23 protein-coding genes are annotated in these 25,893 nt (G+C 69.7%); 9 read left to right on the top strand and 14 right to left on the bottom strand.

The window, feature by feature from the left end:
- Window positions 1–86: 86 nt before the first annotated feature.
- Genes HUW46_RS34070 through HUW46_RS34060 form a run of 3 tightly spaced genes read left to right on the top strand, consistent with a single transcriptional unit; the run spans window position 87 to window position 2,859 of the window.
- Window positions 87–860 (top strand): class I SAM-dependent methyltransferase, encoded by a 774-nt coding sequence (locus HUW46_RS34070; RefSeq protein WP_215542847.1) that lies wholly within the window; start codon window positions 87–89, stop codon window positions 858–860.
- Window positions 857–2,368, top strand: coding sequence for a 1,4-alpha-glucan branching protein domain-containing protein (locus HUW46_RS34065; RefSeq protein WP_215542846.1), 1,512 nt, complete (start codon window positions 857–859; stop codon window positions 2,366–2,368). The genes HUW46_RS34070 and HUW46_RS34065 overlap by 4 nt, the downstream gene beginning before the upstream one ends.
- The gene (locus tag HUW46_RS34060; protein ID WP_215542845.1) at window positions 2,365–2,859 is read left to right on the top strand and encodes a glutathione peroxidase; all 495 of its coding nucleotides are present in this window, start codon (window positions 2,365–2,367) and stop codon (window positions 2,857–2,859) included. The genes HUW46_RS34065 and HUW46_RS34060 overlap by 4 nt, the downstream gene beginning before the upstream one ends.
- Before the next feature lie 71 nt (window positions 2,860–2,930).
- Here the strand turns inward: HUW46_RS34060 and HUW46_RS34055 are convergent, their stop codons facing one another.
- On the bottom strand, window positions 2,931–3,986 hold the full coding sequence (locus tag HUW46_RS34055; protein ID WP_254125159.1) for an aldose 1-epimerase family protein: 1,056 nt from the start codon (window positions 3,984–3,986) through the stop codon (window positions 2,931–2,933).
- Window positions 3,987–4,000: 14 nt separating this feature from the next.
- Window positions 4,001–5,878 carry a glycoside hydrolase family 2 protein gene (locus tag HUW46_RS34050; RefSeq protein ID WP_215542844.1) on the bottom strand — a complete coding sequence of 626 codons (1,878 nt, stop codon included), beginning with the start codon at window positions 5,876–5,878 and terminating at the stop codon, window positions 4,001–4,003.
- 164 nt (window positions 5,879–6,042) lie between these two features.
- Between HUW46_RS34050 and HUW46_RS34045 the strand changes: the two genes are divergently transcribed.
- Window positions 6,043–7,296: a glycosyltransferase family 4 protein gene (locus tag HUW46_RS34045; protein ID WP_215542843.1), complete on the top strand. Its 1,254-nt coding sequence runs from the start codon at window positions 6,043–6,045 to the stop codon at window positions 7,294–7,296.
- A gap of 30 nt (window positions 7,297–7,326) precedes the next feature.
- On the opposite strand, the gene HUW46_RS34040 is transcribed toward HUW46_RS34045, so the two are convergent.
- On the bottom strand, window positions 7,327–7,926 hold the full coding sequence (locus HUW46_RS34040) for a TetR/AcrR family transcriptional regulator (RefSeq protein ID WP_215542842.1): 600 nt from the start codon (window positions 7,924–7,926) through the stop codon (window positions 7,327–7,329).
- Between the two features lie 101 nt (window positions 7,927–8,027).
- On the opposite strand from HUW46_RS34040, the gene HUW46_RS34035 reads away from it, so the two are divergent.
- Window positions 8,028–8,717: an SDR family NAD(P)-dependent oxidoreductase gene (locus HUW46_RS34035; protein ID WP_215542841.1), complete on the top strand. Its 690-nt coding sequence runs from the start codon at window positions 8,028–8,030 to the stop codon at window positions 8,715–8,717.
- Window positions 8,718–8,733: 16 nt separating this feature from the next.
- Here the strand turns inward: HUW46_RS34035 and HUW46_RS34030 are convergent, their stop codons facing one another.
- The 6 genes from HUW46_RS34030 to aceA all read right to left on the bottom strand — a co-directional run bounded on the left by HUW46_RS34030 (window position 8,734) and on the right by aceA (window position 16,463).
- Window positions 8,734–10,077 (bottom strand): GGDEF domain-containing protein, encoded by a 1,344-nt coding sequence (locus tag HUW46_RS34030; RefSeq protein WP_215550277.1) that lies wholly within the window; start codon window positions 10,075–10,077, stop codon window positions 8,734–8,736.
- Window positions 10,078–10,165: 88 nt separating this feature from the next.
- On the bottom strand, window positions 10,166–11,431 hold the full coding sequence (locus tag HUW46_RS34025; RefSeq protein ID WP_254125158.1) for an MFS transporter: 1,266 nt from the start codon (window positions 11,429–11,431) through the stop codon (window positions 10,166–10,168).
- A gap of 257 nt (window positions 11,432–11,688) precedes the next feature.
- On the bottom strand, window positions 11,689–11,823 hold the full coding sequence (locus HUW46_RS48820; protein WP_256451390.1) for a hypothetical protein: 135 nt from the start codon (window positions 11,821–11,823) through the stop codon (window positions 11,689–11,691).
- 658 nt (window positions 11,824–12,481) lie between these two features.
- On the bottom strand, window positions 12,482–13,366 hold the full coding sequence (locus tag HUW46_RS34020) for an alpha/beta fold hydrolase (protein WP_215542840.1): 885 nt from the start codon (window positions 13,364–13,366) through the stop codon (window positions 12,482–12,484).
- A gap of 127 nt (window positions 13,367–13,493) precedes the next feature.
- Complete coding sequence (aceB, locus tag HUW46_RS34015) at window positions 13,494–15,101, bottom strand: malate synthase A (protein WP_215542839.1); 1,608 nt, start codon at window positions 15,099–15,101, stop codon at window positions 13,494–13,496.
- Window positions 15,102–15,176: 75 nt separating this feature from the next.
- Window positions 15,177–16,463, bottom strand: coding sequence for an isocitrate lyase (aceA, locus tag HUW46_RS34010; protein WP_215542838.1), 1,287 nt, complete (start codon window positions 16,461–16,463; stop codon window positions 15,177–15,179).
- 226 nt (window positions 16,464–16,689) lie between these two features.
- Between aceA and HUW46_RS34005 the strand changes: the two genes are divergently transcribed.
- Window positions 16,690–18,117 (top strand): short-chain fatty acyl-CoA regulator family protein, encoded by a 1,428-nt coding sequence (locus HUW46_RS34005; protein ID WP_215542837.1) that lies wholly within the window; start codon window positions 16,690–16,692, stop codon window positions 18,115–18,117.
- Window positions 18,118–18,134: 17 nt separating this feature from the next.
- On the opposite strand, the gene HUW46_RS34000 is transcribed toward HUW46_RS34005, so the two are convergent.
- Window positions 18,135–18,890 (bottom strand): acyltransferase, encoded by a 756-nt coding sequence (locus tag HUW46_RS34000; protein WP_215542836.1) that lies wholly within the window; start codon window positions 18,888–18,890, stop codon window positions 18,135–18,137.
- A gap of 94 nt (window positions 18,891–18,984) precedes the next feature.
- On the opposite strand from HUW46_RS34000, the gene HUW46_RS33995 reads away from it, so the two are divergent.
- Window positions 18,985–19,935, top strand: coding sequence for a nucleoside hydrolase (locus tag HUW46_RS33995; protein WP_215542835.1), 951 nt, complete (start codon window positions 18,985–18,987; stop codon window positions 19,933–19,935).
- Window positions 19,932–21,065 carry a C40 family peptidase gene (locus HUW46_RS33990; protein ID WP_215542834.1) on the top strand — a complete coding sequence of 378 codons (1,134 nt, stop codon included), beginning with the start codon at window positions 19,932–19,934 and terminating at the stop codon, window positions 21,063–21,065. Before HUW46_RS33995 ends, HUW46_RS33990 begins: the two co-directional genes overlap by 4 nt.
- Before the next feature lie 44 nt (window positions 21,066–21,109).
- Here HUW46_RS33990 and HUW46_RS33985 read toward each other — a convergent pair whose 3' ends face one another.
- Window positions 21,110–21,748 carry a response regulator gene (locus HUW46_RS33985; RefSeq protein WP_215542833.1) on the bottom strand — a complete coding sequence of 213 codons (639 nt, stop codon included), beginning with the start codon at window positions 21,746–21,748 and terminating at the stop codon, window positions 21,110–21,112.
- Window positions 21,745–22,887 (bottom strand): sensor histidine kinase, encoded by a 1,143-nt coding sequence (locus HUW46_RS33980; protein ID WP_254125157.1) that lies wholly within the window; start codon window positions 22,885–22,887, stop codon window positions 21,745–21,747. Before HUW46_RS33980 ends, HUW46_RS33985 begins: the two co-directional genes overlap by 4 nt.
- A 119-nt stretch (window positions 22,888–23,006) precedes the next feature.
- Here HUW46_RS33980 and HUW46_RS33975 point away from each other — a divergent pair, with 119 nt between their 5' ends.
- Window positions 23,007–24,161 carry an alpha/beta hydrolase family protein gene (locus HUW46_RS33975; protein ID WP_254125155.1) on the top strand — a complete coding sequence of 385 codons (1,155 nt, stop codon included), beginning with the start codon at window positions 23,007–23,009 and terminating at the stop codon, window positions 24,159–24,161.
- 69 nt (window positions 24,162–24,230) lie between these two features.
- On the opposite strand, the gene HUW46_RS33970 is transcribed toward HUW46_RS33975, so the two are convergent.
- Together HUW46_RS33970 and HUW46_RS33965 are read right to left on the bottom strand one after the other, a co-directional pair.
- Complete coding sequence (locus tag HUW46_RS33970; RefSeq protein ID WP_215542832.1) at window positions 24,231–24,992, bottom strand: ABC transporter permease; 762 nt, start codon at window positions 24,990–24,992, stop codon at window positions 24,231–24,233.
- Window positions 24,989–25,792 carry an ABC transporter ATP-binding protein gene (locus HUW46_RS33965; RefSeq protein WP_305859024.1) on the bottom strand — a complete coding sequence of 268 codons (804 nt, stop codon included), beginning with the start codon at window positions 25,790–25,792 and terminating at the stop codon, window positions 24,989–24,991. Before HUW46_RS33965 ends, HUW46_RS33970 begins: the two co-directional genes overlap by 4 nt.
- Window positions 25,793–25,893 lie beyond the last annotated feature (101 nt).

The raw sequence follows: 25,893 nt of genomic DNA, 5'->3' as shown, positions 1-25,893 counted from the left end.
CCGCTACGACGCTGGCGCCGAGCGCGGGACAAGGTAGTTTCGCAGCGAGACCACCAACACCGCCTGCCCCCGGGGAGAACGCGCCAGTGCCAGCCAGAACCGCAGGTGAGGCCCAGTACCTGCACCTCACCGGGGAGCGCACCGTCCCCGGTGTGCCCGAGGAAAACTACTGGTTCCGCCGACACGAAGCGGCCTATTTGGCACTGCTCCCCTACTGCGAAGGCACCGTGCTCGAAGCCGGGTGTGGCGAAGGTTACGGTGCCGGGTTGATCGCGGGTAAGGCGCAGCGGGTGCTGGCGCTCGACTACGACCAGCACACCGTCGCGCACGTCTCCGCCCGCTACGAGAACGTGCGGGTCGCGCGGGCGAACCTCGCCTTCCTGCCGGTCGCTTCGTCCACTGTGGACGTCGTGGCGAACTTCCAGGTGATCGAGCACCTGTGGGACCAGGCCGGGTTCCTCGCCGAGTGCCACCGCGTGCTGCGCCCCGGCGGGCGGCTGCTGGTGACCACGCCGAACCGGCTGACCTTCACCCCGGACAGCGACACCCCGCTGAACCCGTTCCACACCAGGGAACTCGCACCGTCCGAAATGGACGAACTGCTGCGAGAGGCAGGGTTCGAAGTGGAGCGGCTCGACGGCCTGCGCCACGGCGGCGGGGTGCGCGCGCTCGACGAGCGCTACGGCGGGTCGATCATCGACGCCCAGCTCGACGTCGTCATGGGCAGCCTGCCCGGCCAGGCGAAATGGCCCGAAGCGCTACTCGCCGACGTGGCCGCGATCCGCGCGGACGACTTCGCCGTCGACGCCGAAGACCTCGACGCGAGCCTCGACCTGGTCGCCGTGGCGGTGCGTCCGTGAGCTCTTCGGAAGGCACCTTCTGCCTCGTCGTGCACAGCCATCTGCCGTGGCTGCCACACCACGGCTCGTGGCCGGTCGGCGAGGAATGGCTGTACCAGGCGTGGGCGCATTCGTACCTGCCGGTGGTCGACCTTCTGCGGCGCTTCGCCGACGAGGGCAAGCGCGACGTGCTGACCCTCGGCGTCACGCCCGTGCTCGCCGCGCAGCTCGACGACCCGTACAGCCTGCGCTCCTTCCACGAGTGGCTCGGCAACTGGCAGCTGCGCGCACGGCAGGCGAGCACGCTGTGGGGCCACGACCCGCTTCTGCGAGAGCTCGGCGCCCGCGAGTACCGCACGGCGACCAGCGCGATCGAAGAGTTCGAAACCCGCTGGCGGCACGGGTTCTCGCCGATCCTCCGGTCCTTTGTGGACGACGGGACGATCGAGCTGCTCGGCGGGCCGCTCGCGCACCCGTTCCAGCCGCTGCTCGACGAGCGCATCCGCTCGTTCGCCTTGCGCGGCGGCCTCGACGACACCGAACTCCGCGTCGGCACGCGGCCATCGGGCATCTGGGCACCCGAATGCGGCTACGCGCCCGGCATGGAAACCGGGTACGCGGCGGCGGGCGTCCAGCGGTTCCTGGTCGACGGGCCGTCCCTGCACGGCACCACGGCCGCGGCGCGGACCGTCGGCGACTCCGACGTCGTGTGCTTCGGCCGCGACCTCGAAGTCACCTACCGCGTGTGGTCCCCGAAGGCGGGCTATCCGGGGCACAGCGCCTACCGCGACTTCCACACCTGGGACCACGAAGTCGGGCTGAAACCGTCGCGCGTGACCGGCAAGCAGGTGCCGCCGTGGGAGAAGGCGCCGTACGATCCGGCGCTCGCCGCGGACACGCTTCGCTCGCACGTCAAGGATTTCGTCGACACCGTGGTTTCGCGGCTGCGCTCGCTGCGCGCGGGCGAAGAACGCGAACCGCTGGTCGTCGCGGCCTACGACACGGAACTGTTCGGGCACTGGTGGCACGAGGGTCCCGCCTGGCTCGAAGGCGTGCTGCGCGCGCTGCCCGAGGCCGGGGTGCGGGTCACCACGCTCCAAGGCGCGTTGGAGGCGGGCCACCTCGGCGGCCGCGTCGACCTTCCCGCGTCCTCGTGGGGCTCCGGCAAGGACTGGCGGGTGTGGGACGGCGAGCAGGTCGCCGACCTGGTCACCGCGAACGCCGCGCTGCAGGAGCGCCTGCTGTCCCTTCCCGGCAGCGCGGGCCGCGACCGCGTCGCCGATCAGGCCGTCACCGAGGCGATGCTCGCGCTGTCGAGCGACTGGGCGTTCATGGTCACCAAGGATTCCGCCGCCGACTACGCGCGCCGCCGTGCCGCGGTGCACACCGAGCGGTTCGACGAACTGGCCGCGCTCCTGCGGGGCGGCCATCGCGACCGCGCGCACGACCTCGCCCGCCGGTTCCGCGCGGACGACCTCCCGTTCGGGCGCCTCGACGCCCGCGATCTGCAGAGGAAGGAAAATCTTTGAGTATCAAGGAAATCCCGCTTAGGACGCTGTCCGGTGAGGACTCGTCGCTCGGTTCCCTCGACGGCAAGGCGCTGCTCGTGGTGAACGTCGCGTCGAAGTGCGGGCTGACCCCGCAGTACACCGGTTTGGAGAAGCTGCAGGAGCGCTACGGCGACCGCGGCTTCTCGGTCGTCGGGATCCCGTGCAACCAGTTCGCGGGCCAGGAACCCGGTACCGCCGAGGAGATCCAGACCTTCTGCTCGACGACGTACGGCGTCACCTTCCCGTTGTTCGAGAAGATCGACGTGAACGGCGAAGGCAGGCACCCGCTCTACACCGAGCTGACCGCGACGCCCGACGCCGACGGCGCGGCCGGCGATGTGCAGTGGAACTTCGAAAAGTTCCTCATCGCCCCGGACGGCAAGATCGTCGGCCGCTTCCGCCCCCGCACCGAACCGGAAGACGCCACCGTCACCGAGGCGATCGAAGCGATCCTGCCGACCTCGGCCTGACGCTCCGAAGGTGGCTTTCGGGGCGCTCGATGCCCCGAAAGCCACCTTCGGGGCATCGAGCAATCGGCGACTCAGCTCGCGGAAAGGCCCCAGGTACCCCGCCAGGCGCGGCCGGGTGAGAGGACCACGAGGCCGTCACCGGTGTTGAAGCAGTTCGGCGCGCAGCTCACCGGTTCGACGGTGAGACCGGAGCGCGGCGGATGCCCCGTCGGCCCGTCGTCGGTGTAGCACTGCAGGTATCCGTACGAGGAATCCATCCACAACCGCACGGTGTGCCCGCCCGGCCGCCGGAAGGTGACCGTCGCGAGCCCGTCCTCGCCGCGCCGCACATCCTTGAACGCGGTGTCCATTTTGGTCGCGCCGATCTTCTTCGCGGTGCGGAAATCGTACGGCGTGCCCGCCACCGGCGCGGTCCCGGTGGGGATGAGCCGGTCGTTCACCACGTAGTACGTGCTCGCGCCGAGCTCCAGTTCGATCGAATCGATCGTGCCGGAGGCCGCTTTCACGTAGGTGTGGTTGGCCGTGCCGAACGGCGCGGGCCCCGAACCGATGTTGCGCGCGGTGAGCGTGCTGGACAGCCCGCGCCGCCCGAGCGCGAACTCCATCCGGAACGCCACGTGGAACGGGTATCCGTAGTGCGGGTGCTGCTGCACCTCCAGCACCACGCTGTCCCGGGTGTGCCGCACCGGCTGCCATTCGGTGAAGCTCAGCAGGCCGTGCAGCGCGGTGTCGCGGTCCGGCTCGTTGATCGGGACCGCGTACTGCTTGCCGCCGAAGGTGTACTTGCCGTGGTCGATGCGGTTGCACCAGGGCAGGATCGTCTTGCCCTGGTAGCCCTCGCCGACGTCGTCCGCGGCGTGCGTGAGCAGTAGCTCTTCACCGTCCACCTGGTACGACAGCACGGTCGCCGCCACACCCGCGATCACCGCGCGCGCGTTCCCGCACCGCAGCTCGTACAGCCGTCCGCTCGCGGTCTGCCCCCGCGCCGCCGAACCGTCCACATCGGACACATTCGACCCTGCGGCGGCCGCGGGTGACGCCGCCCCCAGCGCGGTGACCGCGCCGGCGGCGAGCATCGTGCCGAGCGCGCCGCGGCGGCTCAGTCCTGTCTTCTCCACTTCGGACACCGTTGTTCCCCTTTTTACTGCGATCCGGCGGCGATCACCGCGCGGTTGTGCTCGGCCACCACGCCCAGGTTCGGCTTCATCACCCTGCGGTCGTAGGTGAGGTACCCGTTCACCTCGTTCTCGACATCGGTGGTCTGGGTGTAGATCGCACCGGACAACCCGTTGTCCCGCACCACCTTCAGCAGGTCGTCGCTCACCTCGCCGTAGCGCCGGGTCAGTTCGTCCTGGCTCTTCGTCATCTCGTACGCGCCGGGCGGACCCGGCCACACGTGCCCGTCGAGCACCAGCCCGAGCCCGCCGTACTCGCCGTCGACGATCGGCCTGCCGTCCTTCACCTGCGGCCGCCCAGGGCCGACGTAGGTGTGGTCGTCGTAGACGTCACCGGCACCGGTGTCCGGTCTGGACAGACAGCAGTTCACGCCGCTGGAGGCGTTCACGAGGCGCGACGGGTCCTGCGCCTTCACCTTGTCCGCGATGCGCTGGGTGTCGAACTCGCCCCAGCCCTCGTTGAACGGCACCCAGCCGATGATCGACGGTGAGCTGCGCAACTGGTCGACCATGGCGGTGAGGCCCTGCTCGTAGTGCGCCTTCGCCTCCGGTACCGGGTCCGGCGCCGGTCCCGGCGGGCCGTCGAACGACACCACCAGCGACGGCATGTCCTGCCACACCATCAGCCCGAGCTTGTCGGCCCAGTAGTACCAGCGCGCCGGTTCGACCTTGATGTGCTTGCGGACGAAGTTCAGCCCGAGCTTCTTGATCTGCTCGAGGTCGAACTTCAGCGCCGCGTCGGTGGGCGCGGTGTAGATCCCGTCCGGCCAGAAGCCCTGGTCGAGCGGACCGTGCAGGAACGTGGTCTTGCCGTTGAGCGCGATTCTCGGCCTGCCCTGGGCGTCGTTGACGGTGCCGATCGTGCGCAGGCCGCCGTAGCTGCGGACCTCGTCGGTGACGCGGCCGCCCGCGTCGCGCAGGCGCACGGTGAGGTCGTAAAGGTACGGATCGTCCGGGCTCCACAGGTGCGGGTTCGGCACCGGCACGCGGATCGCCTGGCCCGGTTTCCCTTGCGAGCGCGCCACTTCCGGCCCGCCCGGCTGCGACACGACGACCTCGGCGCGCTGCCCGTCGGCGCCCGTTGCCTTGGGCGTCACCGCGAAGCTGGTGAGATCGGGAACGATGTCGAGCTTGTCCACATGGGACGCGGCGACCGGTTCCATCCACACGGTCTGCCAGATGCCGGACGAGCCGGTGTAGAAGATCCCGCCGGGACTGTTGCGCTGCTTGCCGACCGGGAACGTGTTGATGTCGTTGCGGTCTTCGACGCGCACGGTCAGTTCCTGCGAACCACCGCTGCGCAACGCCTTCGTGACGTCGGCGGTGAACTCGGCGTAGCCGCCGGAGTGCGTGGCGACCTGCTGGTTGTTCACCCAGACGGTGGCGATCTGGTCGACCGCGCCGAAGTGCAGCAGCACGCGCTGGCCGCGCCAGTCCGGCGGCACCTGGAAGACCTTGCGGTACCACATCTGGTCGTCGTGGCGCTGGACGCCGGACAGCGCCGATTCCGGCGGGTACGGCACCAGGATCTGCTCTTTGTACTCCGAAGTGGACGGTGCCGAGGCGCGGAAGGCGGCGGGTCCGCCGGTGTACTCCCACAACCCGTTGAGGTTCTGCCAGCGCGGCCTGGACAGCTGCGGCCGCGGGTATTCGGGGAGCGCGTTGTCCGGCCCGACCTGGTAGGTCCATGGCGTGGACAGCGGCGGGGTCTTGGGCTCCCATGCCTTCTGGTGCGGCTGGGCAGCGGGCTCGGCGGCGGTGGCCGGAACGGTCCCGAACGCCACGGCGGCGAGCAGCGCGGCGACGAGGGCGGCGGGACGTCTTCTTCGCACGGAATTCAACATCACTGCACAAGAGTGACCAACGACATTCGTGAAGTCATGGTCCATTCGAGTGAATTGTCGGCCAGGTCACATCCGGTCATGACATCTCGTCACCGCCCGTCTCGGCCGCTGGTGAGCGACCCCGTACCGGAGCGCCCTAAGCGACTGATGAGTAACCTCCAGACATGCGCGTACTGATGCTGTCGTGGGAATACCCGCCGGTCGTGGTCGGGGGCCTGTCCCGGCACGTGCACGCACTCGCGAGGCACCTGGTCCGCGACGGGCACGAGGTCGTCGTGCTGTGCCGCCACGTCGCGGGCACCGACGCGCACACGCATCCGACCACCGATCGGGTGGTCGAAGGCGTCCGCGTGATCAGGGTCGCCGAGGACCCGATGCACGTCACGTTCGAACGCGACCTGGTCGCCTGGACGCTCGCGATGGGCCACGCGATGATCAGGGCGGGCGGTGAGCTGCTGCGCGGCTGGCAGCCGGACGTGGTGCACGCGCACGACTGGCTCGTCACGCATCCCGCGATCGCGCTCGCCGAGCAGGCCGCGGTGCCGCTGGTCGGCACGATCCACGCGACCGAGGCCGGCAGGCATTCCGGCTGGCTTTCGCACCCGCTCAACCAGCAGGTGCACTCCGCCGAGTGGTGGCTCGCGAACCGCGCGGACGCACTGATCACCTGTTCGCAGGCCATGCGCACCGAGGTCGCCCACCTCTTCGACCTCGACGCCGCCGACATCACGGTGATCCACAACGGGATCGAGGAGCGCGGCTGGCGCGTGCCCGCCGCCGCGATCGCCGAGGCGCGCGCCGCGCACAGCCCCGACGGCGCGCCGCTGCTGCTGTACTTCGGCAGGCTCGAATGGGAAAAGGGCGTGCAGGACCTGCTGGCCGCGCTGCCGAGGATCCGCCGCGCCCACCCCGGCGCCCGCGTGGTCGTCGCGGGCAAGGGACGGCACCTCGACGAACTCGTCGAGCAGGCGAGGAAGCTCCGGATCCGGCGCGCCGTCGACTTCGTCGGGCACCTTTCCGATCGCGAGCTGCGCGCCGCGCTCGCCGCCGCCGACGCCGTGGTGCTGCCCAGCCGCTACGAACCGTTCGGCATCGTCGCGCTCGAAGCCGCCGCCGCGCAGGCCCCGCTCGTGGCCTCGACCGCGGGCGGCCTCGGCGAAGTGGTGATCGACGGGGAAACCGGGCTCGCCTTCGAACCCGGCGACGTGGCCGCGATCGCCGCGGCCGTCGGCACCGTACTCGACGACCGCAAAGCCGCCGCGCGCCGCGCCCGCACCGCGAAGTCCCGGCTGGCCGCCGACTTCGACTGGGGCCACATCGCCGAAGCCACGGCCGCGGTCTACCGGCGCGCCAAACCGGGCGAGCCGGTGGAACTCGGGCGCCCGAAGATCGCCACCGGCAACGCTTTCCAGCCGTAGCCGCGTGCCGCGAGGGCCGAGATCGCGACACTAGTCGGTTCGAGGCCTCAAGAGGTCTTCGAAGAGGGTGTCGAGCAAACCGCGAGGAACGCTCGAACCCGTCAGCGCGCAGTAGACGATCGGGCCAGCCAGGGCGTCGATCGTGGCATCGGGGCCGAGCCGCAGCGAGATCTCGCCCGCGTCGGTACCGCGCGCGAGCATTTCCCGTTCCTGCTTGCGGCGCGGTTCGAGGTAGCGCTCGCGGAGGTTCGCGGCCGTGCCGGGATCGTGCTGTGCCTCGGCGATGACCGCGAGGAGCACCTTGCCCGCGGGATCACGGGTGACGAACCGCGCGAAACCGCGGAAGTAGCCGCGGATGTCGTCGGCCGTGACCTGCTCCGCCGGGACCGGAAGGCTCTTCTCGCTGTCCGCGATGAGCGTGTCGAGGAGGACTTCCACCTTCGACGGCCACCACCGGTAGATCGTCTGCTTGGCGACACCGGCGCGGCGCGCGATCGCTTCGACGGTCAGCGCGCCGAAACCGTGCTCGACGAGGAGGTCGTCCGCGGCGTGCAGCACGGCGAGGCGCGCGGCCTCGTCTCGCCGGTTGCCGGAGCGCGCCCTGCGGGGCTGGGAATTCGCGGCGGGCATGGGAGGAACCTATCCGACGGTTGAGCCGCGCTCCGCCGTCCGCGCCGTGCTACTGTCTAGACGCAACGTCCAGTCTAGACAAATTCCGACAAGGAGCGATCGTGTCCACCACCTCCCCCCGCCAAGCCCTCGTCATCGGAGCCTCCAGGGGATTGGGGCTCGTCCTCGTCACCGAACTGGCCCGGCGCGGCTGGCGGGTCATCGCCACGACACGGGAAAACGGCGGCGAGCTGAGAGCCGCCGCCTCGAACGGAAGCCTGACCGTCGAGACGCTGGAGATGACCAGTCCAGGAGAACTGGCCGCGCTGCGCGAGCGCCTCGCCGGGCGCCGGCTCGACCTGCTCTTCGTCAACGCCGCGATCAACCGCGGGAACCAGCCGATCCACGAGGTCCCCGACGACACCTTCGCCGAGGTGATGATCACCAACGCGTTGAGCCCGCTGCGCGCCCTCGAAGCACTCCGTGGGCTCGTCGCCCCCGGCGGCACCGTCGCGGTCATGTCGTCGGACCAGGGCAGCATTTCGCGGAACACCGAGGACGGCTACGAGCTCTACAAGGCCAGCAAGGCCGCGCTCAACCAGTTGATGCGCAGCTACACCACGCGCCACGCCGACGACGGGCACACCAAGCTGCTCATCGACCCCGGCCACAACAAGACCGAACTCGGCGGCCCCGACGCGCCGCTGACCCCGGAGGAAAGCATCCCGGCCGTCGTCGACGTCCTCGAAGCGCAGGCGGGCGCGCCCGGCCTGCAGTTCCTGGACCGCACCGGCGAAGTCGTCCCGTGGTAGCGCGGTCTTCCGGTGCTCACGCCCGCGCGGTCGCGGCCACCACGCGGTTCCGGCCAGCCTGCTTCGCTTGGTACAGCGCGATATCCGCGGCGTCGAGCAGCGCCTGCACGGTGGTACCCGCCGACGGGTAGCGCGCGCTGCCGACCGAAACGGAGAAACCGGTGACCACCTGGCCCCGGTCCCCGACCGGGATCCGCACGGTGAGTTCGTGCACCGCGGTGCGGATGCGCTCGGCGACCATGGCGATCCCGTCCCCGGTCACGTTCGGGAGTATCACGACGAATTCCTCCCCGCCGAACCGGCCGACCGCGTCCTCGTGGCCGCGCACGCTGCGGACGATGGCGTCGGCGATCGCTTTCAGCACGGCATCGCCCGCCAGGTGGCCGTACGTGTCGTTCACGCGCTTGAAGTGATCGAGGTCGATCATGAGCAGTCCGAAGTTCGCGTTGAGGCGATTCGCCCTCGCCTCGACGCGTTCGGCGTGCGCCTGCCAGCCCGCGATGTTGAAGACGCCGGTCTTGTGGTCACGCCTGGCCTCGGCCTCCAGCTGCGTGACGAGCACGGTCCGGTGCAGCAGCAGCACCGGCGGGAAGACCGCCACCACGAGCACCGGCGAGATCGCGAGCGCCAGCGCGTTCAGCGCGCCGAGGCACAGGGTGGCGAGGTCGAGCACGTTGTCGAACCAGCCGCCGAACCACGCGCGCGGCGTCCGCCCGACCTTCGCGCGCGCGGGCAGGATGAGCACCGCGTTCAAGCCGAACTGCACCGCCATCACCACGAGCACGGCGATCGCGCCGTGCACCGCCATCGTGGTGGCCGCGCGCATCGTCGGCACCCCGATCAGGTCCAATGTGGACGCCGCGCCGCAGGACGACAGGATCACGCAGCACGCGTTGTTGAACGTGCGGAACGGCGGCACCCGGTGCAGCCGGTACCAGCTGCGCAGCCCGAGGTGGAGGTAGAGCACCGCGGTGAGCACGACGACCAGCCCGATCGGCATCATCAGCACGCCAGCGAACGTCCACACCGAACTCATCGTGATGTGCGGGCTCCCCGACAGCCTGCGGCGCACCCGTTCGACGTGGCGGCCCAGCTCCGCCTGCAGGATCCCCAGCCCGGCCAGTACCGCGAGGCGGATCAGGTCGGCGCCGCCGGCCGCGACCGGGAACCAGACGAAACCGAGCGACACGACCGCCGCGGCGCAGGCAAGGCAGTAGGCGACGACCCGCGGCGGCTGCTGCCAGAGCGCCCACTCGCGGATCCCCCAGCCGCGAACCACCCATTCCCGCGCGGCGGGGCCGCGCGGCCAAAAGGGACTCGGTTGCCTGGCCGCAACCTGATCGTGGCTTTCGTCCCGCATACTCACCGTGTACCACCTGCTAACTCTCCGCAGGGCATCCGACCACTGTGCGAAGGAGGACGCCATGAGCGACCGTGGAAACTGACCGTCATTCGGCCCGCCCTTCCTGGCGGGTCCGACCCCACGCGAGCGCGATCGGCACCGCCATCGCCACCCCGGCGGTGCCGGCCGCGGCGATGGTCTTGGCGGGGCCGATGAGATCGGCGAGCCCACCCGCCGCCGCGGCGCCGAGCCCCTGCACGGTCACCAGACCGGTCGAGTTCAGGCCGGAACCCTGTGCGCGCTGGCCGTTCGGGAGCCGCCGCATGAACTGCACGACGCCCTGGATGTTGTAGCCGGTGGCCAGCAGGCCCGAGGTCGCGAACAACAGGATCGAGGGCAGCAGGCCGGGATGGGCGAAGCACAGCACGAGCGGGAGGCCCGCCGCGATGCCGAGCAGGCCCAGCACCCGCACCTGCGCCCGCTCCGGCACCCACTTGCCGAACACGATCCCGCCGAGCACGCTGCCGATCGGGTCCGCGGCCATCAGCCAGCCCACGGTCGCGGTGCCCACTCCGAGCGTGGCCGCGTACGGCGCGGCGATCGTCTCCGGGACGACGTAGAAACCCGCCAGCCAGTTCAACGCGACGAGCGTGCGCAACCCGGTGTCCCGCCACACCAGGCGCGCACCCGCGGTGGTGGACCGCAGGAACGCGCGCCAGCCGGTTTCCGCGGCGCGCGCGACCGGCTCCCGGTAGCGGACGCCGAACCGCGTCACCAGTGCGGAAACGGCGAACGTCGCCGCGTTCACGGTCAGCCCGACGCCCGGCCCGACCGCGGCCACCAGCATGCCGCCCGCGCCGAAGCCCACCAGCTGCGCCGACTGCATCGTGACGTTCCGCAGCGCCATGCCGACCGTGTACCGCTCGCCGGTGAGGATCTCCGGCAGCACGGCCTGCTGCGCGGCCTTGAACGGTCCGCCGAACAAGGTCATCACGGCCACCAGCGCGCACAGCGCCCACAGCGGCATCCCCGGCACGACCATCGCGCCGACGAGCACCGCGCGCGCCAGATCGGTCCACACCATCACGTCGCGGCGGGACCGGCGATCGCCCCAGCTCGCGAGCAGCACCCCGCCGATAACCGTCGGCACGTAGGTGAGCGCGTAGGTCAGCCCGGTCAGCGCCGCGGAATCGGTGCGCTGGAAGACGAGGATGGCCAGTGCGACACGGGCGAGCTGATCACCGCACACCGACAGCAATTCCGCGAACCACAGGGCGCGGAACTCGCGAAGGCGGAGTACCGAGGCGAACGACGGGCGCGCCGCCACGGCCTTCACGCCGCTTTCGCGACCCGGCCCATACCCGGTGGACACGATGCCCCGTCACCCGTGCGCCGCCTCGTTCTCGCGGCTCGTCTTCCGCCTCCCGCCACGGTCGACCGCCTCCCATCGGTGCCCGGACACGCGCGACCCTCGGAGCCCTGGGGGTTGCTCCGAGGGTGCGCCTCCCGACCGCTGAGGGGGAGTCCGGTCGGTGTGCCCACCACCTTAGAACTTTTCCGTATCCGATTCGACACTCGCTGTAGCAGACAACCCGATCGCACCAGCGCGGAACCGGAGAGCGGAACGGCTCAGAAGGCGCCGCACCTCGGGCGGGCGCAGTCGGAATAGGCGGGCCCGGTGCCACTGTCCCCGACGGGGGTGAGCAGCGCGCCGCAGACGAGCGCGAGCAGGAGCAGACCGGCGACCGCGGGAAGCATTCTCATCTCAAGACTCCTGTGAAGAGGAGCGGAGTGCCTGATCCCAGCAGCCTGCCGGGGCGAATACCACGCAATCAATCCGGGAAACGGTAGGTATTGCCCCCGGTCATTCACTACGTAGACCATCCGGACCACGCATTCTCGGCGGCCGCGAAGCCACCATGATGGTGTGTGAATGTCGCCGAGGGCCGCTCTCGAGACGTTGAGGGTCACGATCTCGGCCCTCGCGGCGGGCTGCCGCCACGGCGCTCGTCCCCGAAGGTGGCCTTCGGGGCGGTAGACGCCGCGAACTCGACCCTCGCACCCGCACTCCCGCTCCCGCTCGGACCTTCGGCTGCCCCGAAAGTGACCTTCGGGGAATCCGGTGCCCCGAAAGCCACTTTCGGGGCACCGGCAAGCGGGAGGTCTGGCGCGCGAGGGGTGGATGTGCGGCGTTGAGCGCCCCGAAGGTCACCTTCGGGGCATGCGCGGCCCTGCCCGCACGGAAGCGAGGGCCGAGAAAGTGACGCCAGGGTCCCCGAAGGTGGCCTTCGGGGACCAACGACGGGCCCCCGCCGCCGACCACCGCGCCGCGCACCCGACATCGCCGCGCACCCGACATCACTGTGACCTTCGGGGAATCCAGTGCCCCGAAAGCCACAGGGCACCGGCGCCACCCGCAGACTTAAGCGGTCGAGGACCACCAGAGGATTTCCCTGGCGACCCTGGCGGGTGCTTCGCGGGGCAGGAAGTGGCCGACGCCCTGGAATTCCGCGCGCCGGTAGTGCGCGGTGAACAGGTCGTCCTTGCCTTCGCTGGTGGACGGGAGGTTGTCGCGGTCGCCGGTGCCGTGCAGCACCAGCGTCGGCACGCGCACCGGGGGAATCGCGGCGAGTTCCCGTTCGAGGTCGGCGTAAGCCGGGTCCCCCGGCTCCTCGCCCCAGCGGTGCAGGTACGCGCTGACCGTGATGTCCGGCCAGTCGGGGTTTTCCCACGCCTGCGCGGCGCGGGAGAACTCGGCTTCGGAGAACCGCCATCCCGGCGACCAGCTTTCCCAGAGGTAGCGGCCGAACCCGCGCCGGTCGTCGCGCACGATGTCCCTCCCCCGCGCGGTCGCGACCAGCCACTCGTACCAGTAGGCGTGCGCCAGCGGGTACGGCAAGGGCGCGTCGGGGCCGCTCGCGCCGTGCCCCGCCGACATCGCGACGAGCGCGCGCACGCGAGCGGGGAACAGCGCGCCGACGACGTACCCGGCTCGCGCTCCCCAGTCGTGCCCTGCCACCAATACGTTCTCGAGATCCAAGGCGTCCAGGAAGTCGCGCAGGTCAGCGCCGAGCGCCCCCGCCTGGCCGCTGCGGGGTTTGCCCGGCGCGCGGAACCGGGTGGGGCCGAAACCGCGAAGATGCGGCCGGTACACCCGGAACCCTTCCGCCACCAGTCGCGGTACCACGCCGTCCCAGCAGTGCACGTCGTCCGGCCACCCGTGCACGGCCACGATCACCGGTCCCGCGGCAGGGCCGTCCACCTCGTATCCGATTTCCAGATCCGCGGTGCTCACGAACTCGGTCATGCCCCCGGCTTTCCCGCGCCGCGGACCGGTGAAACCCGGGCAAGAAAAGGCGGGCCGGCGAGGAGGGAACCACTCCTCCCCGGCCCGCCTCGCCGATTTCCCCCGTCAGGAAAGGGAAACCGGAGTCTCAGCCGAGATCGGTCAGGTACCGCGCGTAGGCGCTGGTTGTGAAGAAGCTCGGCAGCTTCTCGCCCAGCGCGGTCTCCACGAAGATCGCGCGCGCGTCGTCGAGCCGGTGCTCACCCGGGGTTTCCGCCTTGACGTTCGCCAGTTCCTCGTCGAGGTACGAGGTCGCCAGCTCGCGGGTGAGCGCGGTGCCGTCTTCGAGCTTCGTGCCGTTGCGGATCCACTGCCACACCTGGCAGCGGGCGATCTCGGCGGTCGCGGCGTCCTCCATCAGGTTGTGGATCGCCGCGGCGCCGGTGCCCCGCAGCCACGCGTCGATGTAGCGGAGGCCGACGTTGATGTTGGCGCGCACGCCCTTTTCGGTAACCTCCCCGCCCGCGCTCGCCACGTCGAGGAGGTCGTCGGCGGTGACCACGACGTCCTCGCGGAGCTTGCCGAGCTGGTTCGGCCAGCCGCCGAGCACCTCGTCGAAAACCTTCTCGCACACCGGAACCAGGCCGGGGTGCGCGACCCACGAACCGTCGAAGCCGTCGCCGGCCTCGCGTTCCTTGTCCTGCTGGACCTTCTCCAGCGCGACCTTGTTGACCTCGGGGTCCTTGCTGGGGATGAACGCGGCCATCCCGCCGATCGCGTGCGCGCCGCGCGAGTGGCAGGTGCGCACCAGCAGCTCGGTGTAGGCCCGCATGAACGGCACGGTCATGGTGACCTGCGCGCGGTCCGGGAGCACGAAATCGGCGCCGTGCTCGCTGAAGTTCTTGATGACGCTGAAGATGTAGTCCCAGCGGCCCGCGTTCAGCCCGGCCGCGTGCTCACGCAGCTCGTAGAGGATCTCGTCCATCTCGAACGCGGCGGTGATCGTCTCGATCAGCACCGTCGCCCTGATCGTGCCCTGCGGGATGCCCAGTTCGTGTTGCGCCAGGCGGAAAACGTCGTTCCACAGGCGCGCTTCGAGGTGGCTTTCCAGCTTCGGCAGGTAGAAGTACGGGCCGCTGCCGCGCGCGAGGAGCTGGCGCGCGTTGTGGAAGAAGTACAGGCCGAAGTCGACGAGGCTCGCCGAAACCGGGCGGCCGTCGATGCGGATGTGCTTCTCCACCAGGTGCCAGCCGCGGGGGCGCGCGACGATCGTGGCGGGCTCGTCGCCGATGGTGTAGCGCTTTCCGTTCTCCGTGGTGAAGTCGATGTCGCGGCGGATCGCGTCGAACAGGTTCAGCTGGCCGTCGACGACGTTGTGCCACGTCGGCGAAGTCGCGTCCTCGAAGTCCGCGAGCCACACCTTGGCGCCGGAGTTGAGCGCGTTGACCGTCATCTTGCGGTCGGTCGGTCCGGTGATCTCCACGCGGCGGTCTTCCAGGCCGGGCGCGGCACCGGCCACCTGCCAGGTGGGGTCCTCCCGCACCGAACGGGTTTCGCGGCGGAACTCCAGGTTTTCCTCACCGGAGGCCAGCTTCTCGCGGCGCAGCCTGCGCGCGTCCAGCAGTTCGCGGCGACGGCCGGCGAACGCGTTGTCGAGCCGGGCGATGAAGTCGAGTGCAGCCGGGGTGAGGATCTCGTCGAACCGCGGACCGGCCGGACCGGCGACGTCGACGCGGTAGTTGAGCTTGCTGGCCATGGCGTGCCTCCAGGTGCGGAAGGAAAAGAAGAGGGGCGGGCGGTGACGGGCCGACCCGTCACCGCCCGCGTCAGGTCAGAACTGGGCTTCCTCGGTGGAACCCTTGAGCGCGGTGGTCGAGCTCTCCGGGTTCAGCGCGGTGCTCACCTGGTCGAACCAGCCGGTGCCGACCTCGCGCTGGTGCTTGGTGGCGGTATACCCGCGGTCCTCCGAGCCGAACTCCTTCTCCTGCAGCTCGACGTAGGCGGTCATGCCTTCGCGGGCGTAGCCGTGCGCCAGGTCGAACATCGAGTAGTTCAGCGCGTGGAAACCGGCCAGGGTGATGAACTGGAACTTGTAGCCCATGTGCCCGAGCTCGCGCTGGAACTTCGCGATCGTCGCGTCGTCGAGGTGCTTCTTCCAGTTGAACGACGGCGAGCAGTTGTAGGCCAGCAGCTGGTTCGGGTACTTCGCCTTGATGGCCTCGGCGAACTGGCGCGCCACCTCGAGGTCGGGCTCGGAGGTCTCCATCCACAGCAGGTCGGCGTACTGCGCGTAGGCGAGGCCGCGCTCGATGCACGGCTCGATGCCGTTGCGCACCTCGTAGAAGCCCTCCGCGGTGCGGCCGCCGGTCAGGAACTGCTTGTCGCGGTCGTCGACGTCACTGGTCAGCAGCGTCGCGGCCTGCGCGTCGGTGCGGGCGACGATGACCGACGGGACACCGGCGACGTCCGCGGCGAGGCGGGCGGCGTTCAGCGTGCGCTCGTGCTGCTTGGTCGGGATCAGCACCTTGCCGCCGAGGTGGCCGCACTTCTTCTCGGACGCGAGCTGGTCCTCCCAGTGCACACCCGCGGCACCGGCGTTGATCATGCCCTTCATCAGCTCGAACGCGTTGAGCGGGCCACCGAAGCCCGCCTCCGCGTCGGCGACGATCGGGGCGTACCAGTCGATGTCGGTGTTGCCCTCGGCCCAGTTGATCTGGTCGGCGCGGCCCAGCGCGTTGTTGATCCGGCGGACCACCGCGGGCACCGAGTTGGCCGGGTAGAGGCTCTGGTCGGGGTAGGTCTGGCCGGAGAGGTTCGCGTCGGCGGCGACCTGCCAGCCCGACAGGTAGATGGCCTTGAGCCCCGCGCGGACCTGCTGGACGGCCTGGTTCCCGGTCAGCGCGCCGAGCGAGTTGATGTAGTCCTCGGTGTGCAGGAGGTTCCACAGCTTCTCGGCGCCGCGACGGGCGAGGGTCTGCTCTTCGACAACGCTGCCGCGGAGCTTCACGACGTCTTCGGCCGAGTAGGACCGCCGCACGCCCGCCCAGCGGGGGTCGGTCTCCCACTGCTTGGTCAGCTCCGCTGCTTCCTGCGCCAACCGCTTGGCCTGCTCAGTCATCGAACTCTCCAACGTTGCGAACTTTGCGATTACTCGCCTGCTTGCCGAAACCATGGCATGTGCTGGGAAAACAGATCCAGAGCGCCAATTTGCCAATTTGTGCGAAGGTTCCGTAGCATCTTGCGAAGGTTGCCAACGAGTGCTTGGCAACACGGTGAGAATCCGCGTACTTGATCGTTTACTGAACCGTTCAGGGCCGGAAATCTTGCGGACAGGAGTACGGGAGATGGACAAAACCTTCGCCGGGGCGAAGTTGCGGCACCTTCGCGAAAGCCGGTCGATGAGCCAAGCGGATCTGGCACGTGTGCTGGAGATCTCACCCAGTTACCTCAACCAGATCGAGCACAACTCGCGCCCGCTGACCGTGCCCGTGCTCCTTCGCATCACGCAGGCCTTCGGCGTGGACACGGAGTTCTTCGCCAGCAACGACACCGCGCGCCTGGTCGCCGACGTCAAGGAAGCGCTGCTCGACGAGGCGGTCGGCATCGACGCGACGACGAGCGAACTGAACGACCTCGCGACGAACCTGCCCTCGATCGCGCAAGCGCTGGTCAAGCTGCACCGCAGCTACCGCAACGCGGTGGAGAACACCGCCGCGCTGGTCACCGAGGACGGCAGGGGCGTGCACGGCAGCGCCGCCGCTCCCCTGCCGCACGAGGAGGTGCGCGACTTCTTCTACGAACGGGAGAACTACGTCGCCGAACTCGACGAGCGCGCCGAGCGCATGGCGCTCGAACTCCCCCTGCGCAGGGGCGACGCGCTGGGCTCGCTGCGCGCCAGGCTCAGCGACCATTACGGCGTGCAGGTGACCAGCGACGGCATCGACGAACCGGCTGGCGAGCAGCACCGCTACGAGCCGGGCGCGAAGGTCCTGCGGCTCGCGCCGAGCCTGCGCGTCGGCCAGCAGGCGTTCCGCATGGCTTCGCAGATCGCGCTGCTCGAATACGACGACCTGATCACCGAACTGGCCGACTCGTGGGCGTTTTCCGGGCCCGCCGCGCGGTCACTGGCCAGGGTCGGGCTGGCGAACTACTTCGCGGGCGCGCTGATCCTGCCCTACGGCCCGTTCCACACCGCCGCGGAACGCTTCCGCTACGACATCGAACGGCTCTGCGACCACTTCGGCGTCGGCTTCGAGACGGTGTCCCACCGGCTGTCCACCCTGCAACGCCCGAAGGCGCGCGGGGTGCCGTTCTCGTTCGTGCGCGTGGACCGCGCCGGCAACATGTCCAAGCGCCAGTCCGCGGCCGGGTTCCACTTCTCCCGCGTCGGCGGCTCGTGTCCACTGTGGAACATCTACGAGGCGTTCACCATGCCGGGCAAGATCCTCACCCAGATCGCCACCATGCCCGACGGGAAGAGCTACTTCTGGATCGCGCGCACGGTTTCGCGCAACATCGGCGGCTACGGCAGCCCCGGCAAGATGTTCACCGTCGGCCTCGGCTGCGAACTGCGCCACGCGAAGCGGCTCGTGTACTCGGCGGGGCTCGACCTCGACGACCGAACCGCGGCCACCCCGATCGGCATGGGCTGCAAGGTGTGCGACCGCCCCGCCTGCCCGCAGCGCGCGTTCCCGACCATCGGCAAGCAGCTCACCGTCGACGAGAACACCAGCACTTTCGTGCCGTATCCGGCGGTGCCGAAGTCCTCGTGAAGCCGAGCGGCTGCCGCCTACTGGGAGTCGAGGGTTTTCTGCAGCGCTTTGTTCGCCTTGCGCGCCATGTCTTCGACGGCTTCGCGGCGGGCCGCGTCGGCGGCGTAGTCGTCCTCGCGGTTGCGGACCACCCGTGCCGGGGAGCCGACGGCGATCGAGAAGTCCGGGATGTCGCCGCGCACCACCGCGTGCGCGCCGAGCACGCAGCCGCGGCCGACCCTGGTGCCCTTCAGCACCGACACCTTGGTGCCGATCCAGGTGTCCGGCCCGATCCGCACCGGCGACTTCACGATGCCCTGGTCCTTGATCGGGCGCGTGATATCGGCCGTGACGTGGTCGAAGTCGCAGATGTAGACCCAGTCGGCGACGAGCGTGGCGGCGCCGAGTTCGATGTCGAGGTACCCGTTGAGGACGTTCTGCCTGCCGAACACGGCCTTGTCGCCGATGCGCAGCGAGCCTTCGTGGCAGCGGATCGCGTTGCCGTCGCCGATGTGCACCCAGCGGCCGATCTCCATCCGCCCGTAGCCGGGCCTGCAGTGGATCTCGACGTTCTTGCCGAGGAACACCATGCCCCGCAGCACGATGTGCGGGTTGGCCACCCGGAACTTCAGCAGCCGCCAGTACCGGACCAGGTACCACGGCGTGTAGGCGCGGTTGCGCAGCACCCAGCGGAGCGACTCCTTGGTCAGGAACTTCGCCTGCTGGGGATCCCGGCGCGCCTGCCCCCACGCCTTGAGCCTGGCGAGGGCGGGCGAGCCCCACATGGAAGTCATGCCAGAAGAAAATACAGGCGCCGAGACGTCACCGCCGAGGCCAGGTGCCCGGCACGTAACCTGGGGCTGGAGCGACCGGAGGCAAGGGAGACGCATGGGCGTGAAGCTGATCATCGACACCGATCCCGGCGTCGACGACGCGCTGGCGATCGCGCTGGCCGCGCTCAACCCCGACGTCGACCTGCTGGGCGTGACCACGGTGTTCGGCAACGTGCCGGTCGCGACCACCACCCGCAACGCGCGCGGCCTGCTGCAGCTGTGCGGGCGCCCCGACGTGCCGGTGGCGCAGGGCGCGGAACGCCCGCTCGTGCGCGCGAACCCGGACTTCGCCCGCCGCATCCACGGCGAGGACGGGCTGTCCGGGCAGGCGGTCTCGCTCCCCGCGCCGGTGCGCGCGGCCGACGAGACCGACGCCGTGTCCCTGCTGCTGTCGCTGCTGGAGGCCGCCGACGAGCCGGTGACCCTCGCGCCGATCGGGCCGATGACCAACATCGCGCTCCTGCTCGCCGCGCACCCCGGGATCCGGTCGAAGATCGGCCGGATCGTCGCGATGGGCGGCGCGCTCGGGTTCGGCAACATCACCCCGGTCGCCGAGTTCAACATCTGGGCCGATCCCGAGGCCGCGCACCGCGTGCTCGTCGAGGAGTCGGTGCCGCTCGTGCTCGTGCCGCTCGATCTCACCCACCAGTGCGCGGTCGACGCCGCGTGGCTGGAGCGGCTCGGCGAGTCCGGTGTGGTCGGCGCGGCGCTCAAGTCGATGACAGGTGACTACCTCGATTACTACCGCCAGGCACTGGGTTTCGAAGGAATCGTGATCCACGACGCGGTGGCGATCGCCGAAGCGATCAAACCGGGCATACTGGCCACCGAGAGCTACCCCGTCGAGGTCGACATCGGGCTCGGACCGGCACGCGGCGCGACGCTCGCCGACCGGCGGACCCCACGGCGCGAGTCCTCGGCACGCGTCGTCGCCATCGCGCTGGACACCGATTTCGACGGGCTCCGCTCCTTCATGCTGGACGGCATCACCGGAGGCAGCCGATGACCGAACCGCTGCCGGACGAGGCCGCGTCGAACCCGCTGCGCAAACGGCTGGTGATCCTCGGCGCCGCCGTGGTGGCCATCGCCGCGCTCGCCGTGGTGATCGCGGTGGCGCCCCAGCAGACCGAACCGGTCGCGAGCACCGCGAGCGCGGCGCCGCCGGCGCCCGCCGAGCCGCCGACGATGCCGCCGCAGGCCGCGCCCCAGCCGGTGCCGCCCAAGGAGGGGCAGGAGTTCGAGGGCTGGGTCACGAAGGTCGCCGGGTGGCTCGACATCCCCGAGCGCGCGATGACCGGTTACGCGAAGGCCACCGTGGCACTGTCGAAGGACCAGCCAGGCTGCCACCTTTCGTGGGTGACGCTCGCGGCGGTCGGCAAGGTCACCACCGATCACGGCCGCGCCGGCGGCGGGCAGCTCGGCGCCGACGGCCGCGTCAGCAAGCCGATCGGCGCGCTCGAGGTGCGCGACTTCTACGGCCACGTAGTGTCCACAAAGGACGCCAGCGGGCCGATGCAGCTTTCGGCTGCGGTGTGGAAGAAGTGGCAGGGTCCCGGCAAGCCGGACGCGCAGAACATCGACGCCGCCGCCCTCGCCGCGGGCAGGGCGCTGTGCGACGGCGGCCGCGATCTCGCGAAGGGCGAGGCGTGGTGGCAGGGCGTGTCCACGTTGCAGAGCGCGCCCCTGTTCCTGCACCGGATCCTCGCCACCGCCAACGTCTACGGCACCGTCGGGAAGAACCCGGCGCCGCCGAACCCCGCCGTGCTCAAAGCCGTGTCGTTCGCGATCGACAAGATCGGCCTGCCTTACGTGTGGGGCGGGAACGGCGAGGAGAAGGGCGATCTCGGGTTCGACTGCTCCGGGCTGACCACCGCCGCCTACGGCACCGCGGGCATCACGCTCAAGCGCACCGCGCACTGGCAGTACGAAAGCGTGCCGCTGGTGCCGACCAGCCAGTCACCGCAGCTCGGCGATCTGATCTTCTACGGCAACCCGGCCACGAAGATCCACCACGTCGGCATCTTCATCGGCAACGAGCAGATGATCGACGCGCCCACCTTCGGCCAGGCCGTCCAGGTGCACACCTACCGCAAGGCGGGAGACGACTTCGCCGGTGCGGGCCGCCCCACCGCCTGACGCGCGGTTCCCGTTCGCCCAAGGGGCAGCGGCGCCGTTTCCGGCTATGCGTGCACCGTCCGGGTTTCCCATGCCCAGGCCGCGATCTGGACCCGGTTGCGCACGCCGAGCTTGGTCTGGATGCCGGACACGTGGCTTTTGACCGTGCTCAGCGAGATGAACAGTTCGGCGGCGATTTCCCGGTTGGTGCGGCCCCGCGCGATGGCACGGACGACCTCGGTTTCCCGTTCGGACAAGGGAAGTGTTCCGGCGGGAGTGGCGTGGGTGTCCGCGACGTGACGCAGCAGGCGCAGGGTCACCGAGGGTGAGACGAGGGCATCACCGATGTTCGCGGCGCGGACGGCTTCGGCGAGGAGGGCGGGTCCGGCGTCCTTCAGGACGAAGCCGACCGCTCCGCCGCGGAGTGCGCCGTAGACGTATTCGTCGGTGTCGAAGGTGGTGACCACGACCACCCGGTGCGAGCCGGCCAGTGCGCGGGTGACCTCGATGCCGTCCAGGCGGGGCATGCGGATGTCCACGAGGCACACGTCGGGGCGGAGCCGGCGGGCCAGTTCGACCGCTTCGACGCCGTCCGAGGCTTCCGCGACCACGCGGATGTCGGGCTCGTCCTCGAGCAGGAGCCGCAGGCCGCTGCGGACCATGGCCTGGTCGTCGGCCAGCAGGACGCTGATCGGCGCGGTCATCGGAGTTCCCGGCCGGGAAGCGGCAGGACGGCGCGCACGGACCACCCGGTACTGGCGCGGGGACCAGCGGAGAAGGTGCCGTCGAGAGCCTCGACGCGTTCGCGCATACCGACCAGGCCGTACCCGCCGCGATGGGGCCGGGCCGGGGGTGGCGGGCCGTCGTCGGTGATCTCGACGGTGATGGCCGGGTGGTCGTGGGTGACGTGGACGGTGACCGAGCGGGCGTGCGGGGCGTGCTTGGCGATGTTGGTCAGGGATTCCTGGACGACCCGGTACACCGTGCTGGTGACTTCCGGCGGCCATTCCGGTTCGCCGTCGGGCAACCGGAGGTGCACGACGGGGCCGTGCCTGGTGAAGCGTTCGACCAGTTCGCTGAGCTGTTCGGGGCCGGACGTGAAAGGGGCCGCGTCGTCGGTGTCGCGCAGGACGCCGACGACGCGGCGCATCGCGACCAGCGCCTCGGAGCCCGCGGTTTCGATACCGGCCAGGGAATCGCCCAGTTTCTCCGGGTACTTGCGCCGGACGATCTGAGCGGCCTGGGCGTGGAGCACGACGCCGGTGATGTGGTGGGCGACGACGTCGTGCAGTTCCCTTGCCAGTTCGAGGCGTTCGGCGCGGCGCACCTGCTCGGCGAGCGTGCGGCGGCGGGTGTCGAGCAGCCGCAGCCCCAGCCCGGTCGCGAGCGCGGCGAGCCAGCCGGCGCCGTTGAACGTCGTCACCGCCGGAACTCCGGACGAGGATGCCGGTGCGGTGAGCCCGGCGCCGACGACGAGTACGAGCCCCGTGGTCGCGATGACGGCCGCCGAGCGGATCGGGAGCGTTCTGACCGCGGAGCCGATGAGTACGGACAGCCCGAGCGCGGCGGCGGGCCCCGGCTCGGCAGGCAGGTGGGCGATCCGGGCGACCGCGACCGCGGTCCCTGCGACGGCGAGCGCCACACCGGCGGCCCATCGAGGGTGGCGGTGCCGCGCCAGGGCGAGCACGCCCATCACCAGCCCGGCGGCACAGCCGAACACCCAGTAGCCGCCGCCCCAGCTGTTCGCGACCGCGACCGCCGTGACGACCAGCGCCGCGGCGTGCACGACGATGAGCCCCGCATCGGCCGCGACGCGCGGCAGACCGGTCGACCGAATATCCACGTGGTGCAGATTAGGAATTCCGCCCGCTGGCCGTATCGGTCAAAAGTACGGTTGGGAACGGCGTGAACCCTGCTTTGGCCCGATGTTCCGGCGCCACCGCGACGCCCAGGATCGGGATCATGTCCATTGAACACGCCACTCCGGCGGTCAACCCGATCAAGCGGTTCCGCCAACGCGCTCGCGGTCTGGTCGTACTGCTCGTCGTCGCGGCCGCCGCCTCCATGTGCACGGCCGCGGCCGCGTCCCCCGGCACGCCGTATCTGCCCGCGCCGACCGGTCCGCATCCGGTCGGTACCGAGTTCCTCCACCTGACCGACAAAGCGCGCCAGGACCCCTGGGTTCCGCGGGCCGGGGCGCGGGAACTGATGGTTTCCCTGTGGTATCCCGCGAAATCGCGTGGCGAGCGGCGCGCGCCGTACATGACACCGAAGGAGTCGGAGCTCCTCCTGAAGGGCCACGGGATCACCAGCGTGCCACCCGACAGCTTCAGCAGGACCAAGACCAACGCGTACACCGACGTGCGGCCGACAGGAGGCAGGCATCCCCTCGTGGTGCTCTCGCCCGGCATGGCCTGGCTCCGCAGCTCGCTCACCGCGCTGGCCGAGGAACTGGCGAGCAGAGGCTATGTGGTCGCCGGAATCGACCACACCTACGAGAACCTCGCCACGACCTTCCCCGACGGGAGGGTCACCACGTGCGCCACGTGCAACGGGGAAGTCGAGGACTTCGGCAGGCGCGTAGTGGAGAGCCGAGCCCGCGACGTCTCCTTCGTGCTTGACGAGCTGATCGGCAAGCGGGGCGCGCTGATCGATCCGTCGCGGATCGCGATGGCGGGCATGTCCCTCGGCGGCGCGAGCGTCGGCGAGACCATGCTGACCGACCCGAGGGTCCGTGCGGGCGCCGACCTGGACGGCACGATGTTCAAGCCACTGCCCGAAAGCGGGCTGTCGCGGCCGTTCCTGTTCTTCACCCAGAACGCCGACGACGCCACCCTGAACCGGGACTGGCGACGCCTGACCGGGTGGAAGCGCTGGTTCAAGGTGACCGGAGCGGTGCACGCCTCGTTCGCCGACTACGACCTGCTGACCCAGCAGCTTGGCCTCGACTTCGGCAGCAAGCTGGCCGGAACCCGGTCCGCGGAGATCATCCGCCCCTACGTCGCCGCCTTCTTCGACCGGCACCTGCGCGACCGGCCGCGCCCCCTGCTGGACCGGCCATCGCCGCGGTACCCCGAGGTCACGTTCTGCACGCCGGAACAACAGGCCTGCCACTGAGAACCCACAACATTCCCGCAACGGGACGGACCTGGCTTCGCGATCAATTCCCGACCATCGGCGGCACGGTCAGGAAACCTCGCGGCGGAAAGCCACGGTGGCGGCGAGGTAGGTGACGACGAGGATGCCGGTGCACCAGGCAACGGCGATCCAGATGTCGGCACCGGCAGCCTGCTGGGTGAACAGGTGGTGGAGGGCGTCGACGATCGCGGTCACCGGTTGGTGTTCGGCGAAGGCGCGCACCGGGCCGGGCATGGTGCTGGTCGGCACGAATGCCGAACTGAGGAACGGCAGGAAGATCAGCGGGTAGGAGAACGCGCTCGCGCCGTCCACGGACTTCGCGGAAAGACCGGCGACGATCGCGAGCCAGGTCAACGCCAGCGTGAACAGGACCAGGACGCCGGCGACCGCGAGCCACGACAGCACCCCCGCTCCGGAGCGAAACCCCATGAGCAGTGCGACACCCACGACGACCACCAGGGAAACCAGGGTGGCGACCAGTGCGGTCAGCACGTGCGCCCACAGCACGGAGGACCGCGCGATCGGCATGGACCGGAACCGCTCGAAGATACCGCTTTTCCGGTCCGTGAAGAGCCGGAGCGCGGTGTAGGCGACGCCCGAGGCGATGGTCATGAGCAGAATTCCGGGCAGCAGGTAGTTCACGTAGGAATCCGACCCCGTTTTGATCGCGCCGCCGAACACGTAGACGAACAACAGCAGGAAGGCGATCGGCAGGAGCGCGGTGGTGATGACAGTGTCCGCGCTGCGCGTGATGTGGCGAAGGGATCGTCCCAGCAAGACGGCGGTGTCGCCGAAGAAGTGCGCGGTCATTTCTCTTCCTTCCGTTTCTGTACCGCATCGTCGTCCTCGACGAGTGCGAGGAAGACGTCCTCGAGTGTCGGCTGCTTCTCGACGTATTCGACCTTGGCGGGCGGGAGTAGCCGCTTGAGTTCCGCGAGGGTGCCGTTCACCATGATCCGTCCTTTGTGGAGGATCGCGATCCGATCGGCGAGTTGCTCGGCCTCGTCCAGGTACTGCGTCGTGAGCAGCACCGTGGTGCCGCGCCCGGCGAGTTCCTTGACGGCCTGCCACACCTCGATGCGCGCCTGGGGATCGAGCCCGGTCGTCGGCTCGTCGAGGAAGATGACCGGCGGGTTCCCGATGAGGCTCATCGCGATGTCGAGCCGACGCCGCATGCCACCCGAATACGTCGACACCTTCCTCGCCGCCGCATCGGTCAGCGAGAAGCGTCCGAGCAGCTCATCCGCGACCGCACCCGGATTCTTCAGATGCCGCAACCGAGCGACCAGCACGAGGTTCTCCCTGCCGCTGAGCACCTCGTCGACGGCAGCGAACTGCCCGGTGAGGCTGATGGACTCCCGCACGTTCGTGGCCTGCGCGACGACATCGAATCCGTGGACGCTGGCGATTCCCGCATCGGCCTTGAGCAAAGTGGACAGGATCTTCACGACCGTGGTCTTCCCCGCCCCGTTCGAACCGAGCAGGGCGAAGATGCTGCCCTTCGCCACGGTGAAGTCCACCCCGCGCAGCACTTTCAGCTCCTGGTACGACTTCTCCAGACCCCGCACGCGTATTACGGCTTGTGCCACTATGAAACCGCCCTCCCCCATTTCCGGTGCTGTACCCCGCACGCACTCGACGGCGTCGATGAACGGTCATAGCCTAGGCAGAAGATTGCCGATCAAGGAAATGTCGAACTCGCTGGACTTAA

The organism is Amycolatopsis sp. CA-230715, assembly GCF_018736145.1.
Lineage (GTDB): Bacteria > Actinomycetota > Actinomycetes > Mycobacteriales > Pseudonocardiaceae > Amycolatopsis.
Note: the sequence above shows the minus strand (reverse complement) of the source record. Positions and strands in the feature narration are given on the sequence as shown.

Excerpts from the sequence above, each read along its gene's own strand:
- HUW46_RS34040 (WP_215542842.1), bottom strand. The coding sequence starts at position 7,926 with ATGCCCGCCGCGAATTCCCAGCCCCGCAGGGCGCGCTCCGGCAACCGG.
- HUW46_RS34020 (WP_215542840.1), bottom strand. The coding sequence starts at position 13,366 with ATGACCGAGTTCGTGAGCACCGCGGATCTGGAAATCGGATACGAGGTG.
- HUW46_RS33985 (WP_215542833.1), bottom strand. The coding sequence starts at position 21,748 with ATGACCGCGCCGATCAGCGTCCTGCTGGCCGACGACCAGGCCATGGTC.
- HUW46_RS33990 (WP_215542834.1), top strand. The coding sequence starts at position 19,932 with ATGACCGAACCGCTGCCGGACGAGGCCGCGTCGAACCCGCTGCGCAAA.
- HUW46_RS33975 (WP_254125155.1), top strand. The coding sequence starts at position 23,007 with ATGTCCATTGAACACGCCACTCCGGCGGTCAACCCGATCAAGCGGTTC.
- HUW46_RS33965 (WP_305859024.1), bottom strand. The coding sequence starts at position 25,792 with ATGGGGGAGGGCGGTTTCATAGTGGCACAAGCCGTAATACGCGTGCGG.
- HUW46_RS34050 (WP_215542844.1), bottom strand. The coding sequence starts at position 5,878 with ATGTTGAATTCCGTGCGAAGAAGACGTCCCGCCGCCCTCGTCGCCGCG.
- HUW46_RS48820 (WP_256451390.1), bottom strand. The coding sequence starts at position 11,823 with ATGAGAATGCTTCCCGCGGTCGCCGGTCTGCTCCTGCTCGCGCTCGTC.
- HUW46_RS34045 (WP_215542843.1), top strand. The coding sequence starts at position 6,043 with ATGCGCGTACTGATGCTGTCGTGGGAATACCCGCCGGTCGTGGTCGGG.
- HUW46_RS33970 (WP_215542832.1), bottom strand. The coding sequence starts at position 24,992 with ATGACCGCGCACTTCTTCGGCGACACCGCCGTCTTGCTGGGACGATCC.
- aceA (WP_215542838.1), bottom strand. The coding sequence starts at position 16,463 with ATGACTGAGCAGGCCAAGCGGTTGGCGCAGGAAGCAGCGGAGCTGACC.
- aceB (WP_215542839.1), bottom strand. The coding sequence starts at position 15,101 with ATGGCCAGCAAGCTCAACTACCGCGTCGACGTCGCCGGTCCGGCCGGT.
- HUW46_RS34030 (WP_215550277.1), bottom strand. The coding sequence starts at position 10,077 with ATGCGGGACGAAAGCCACGATCAGGTTGCGGCCAGGCAACCGAGTCCC.
- HUW46_RS34000 (WP_215542836.1), bottom strand. The coding sequence starts at position 18,890 with ATGACTTCCATGTGGGGCTCGCCCGCCCTCGCCAGGCTCAAGGCGTGG.
- HUW46_RS33995 (WP_215542835.1), top strand. The coding sequence starts at position 18,985 with ATGGGCGTGAAGCTGATCATCGACACCGATCCCGGCGTCGACGACGCG.
- HUW46_RS34005 (WP_215542837.1), top strand. The coding sequence starts at position 16,690 with ATGGACAAAACCTTCGCCGGGGCGAAGTTGCGGCACCTTCGCGAAAGC.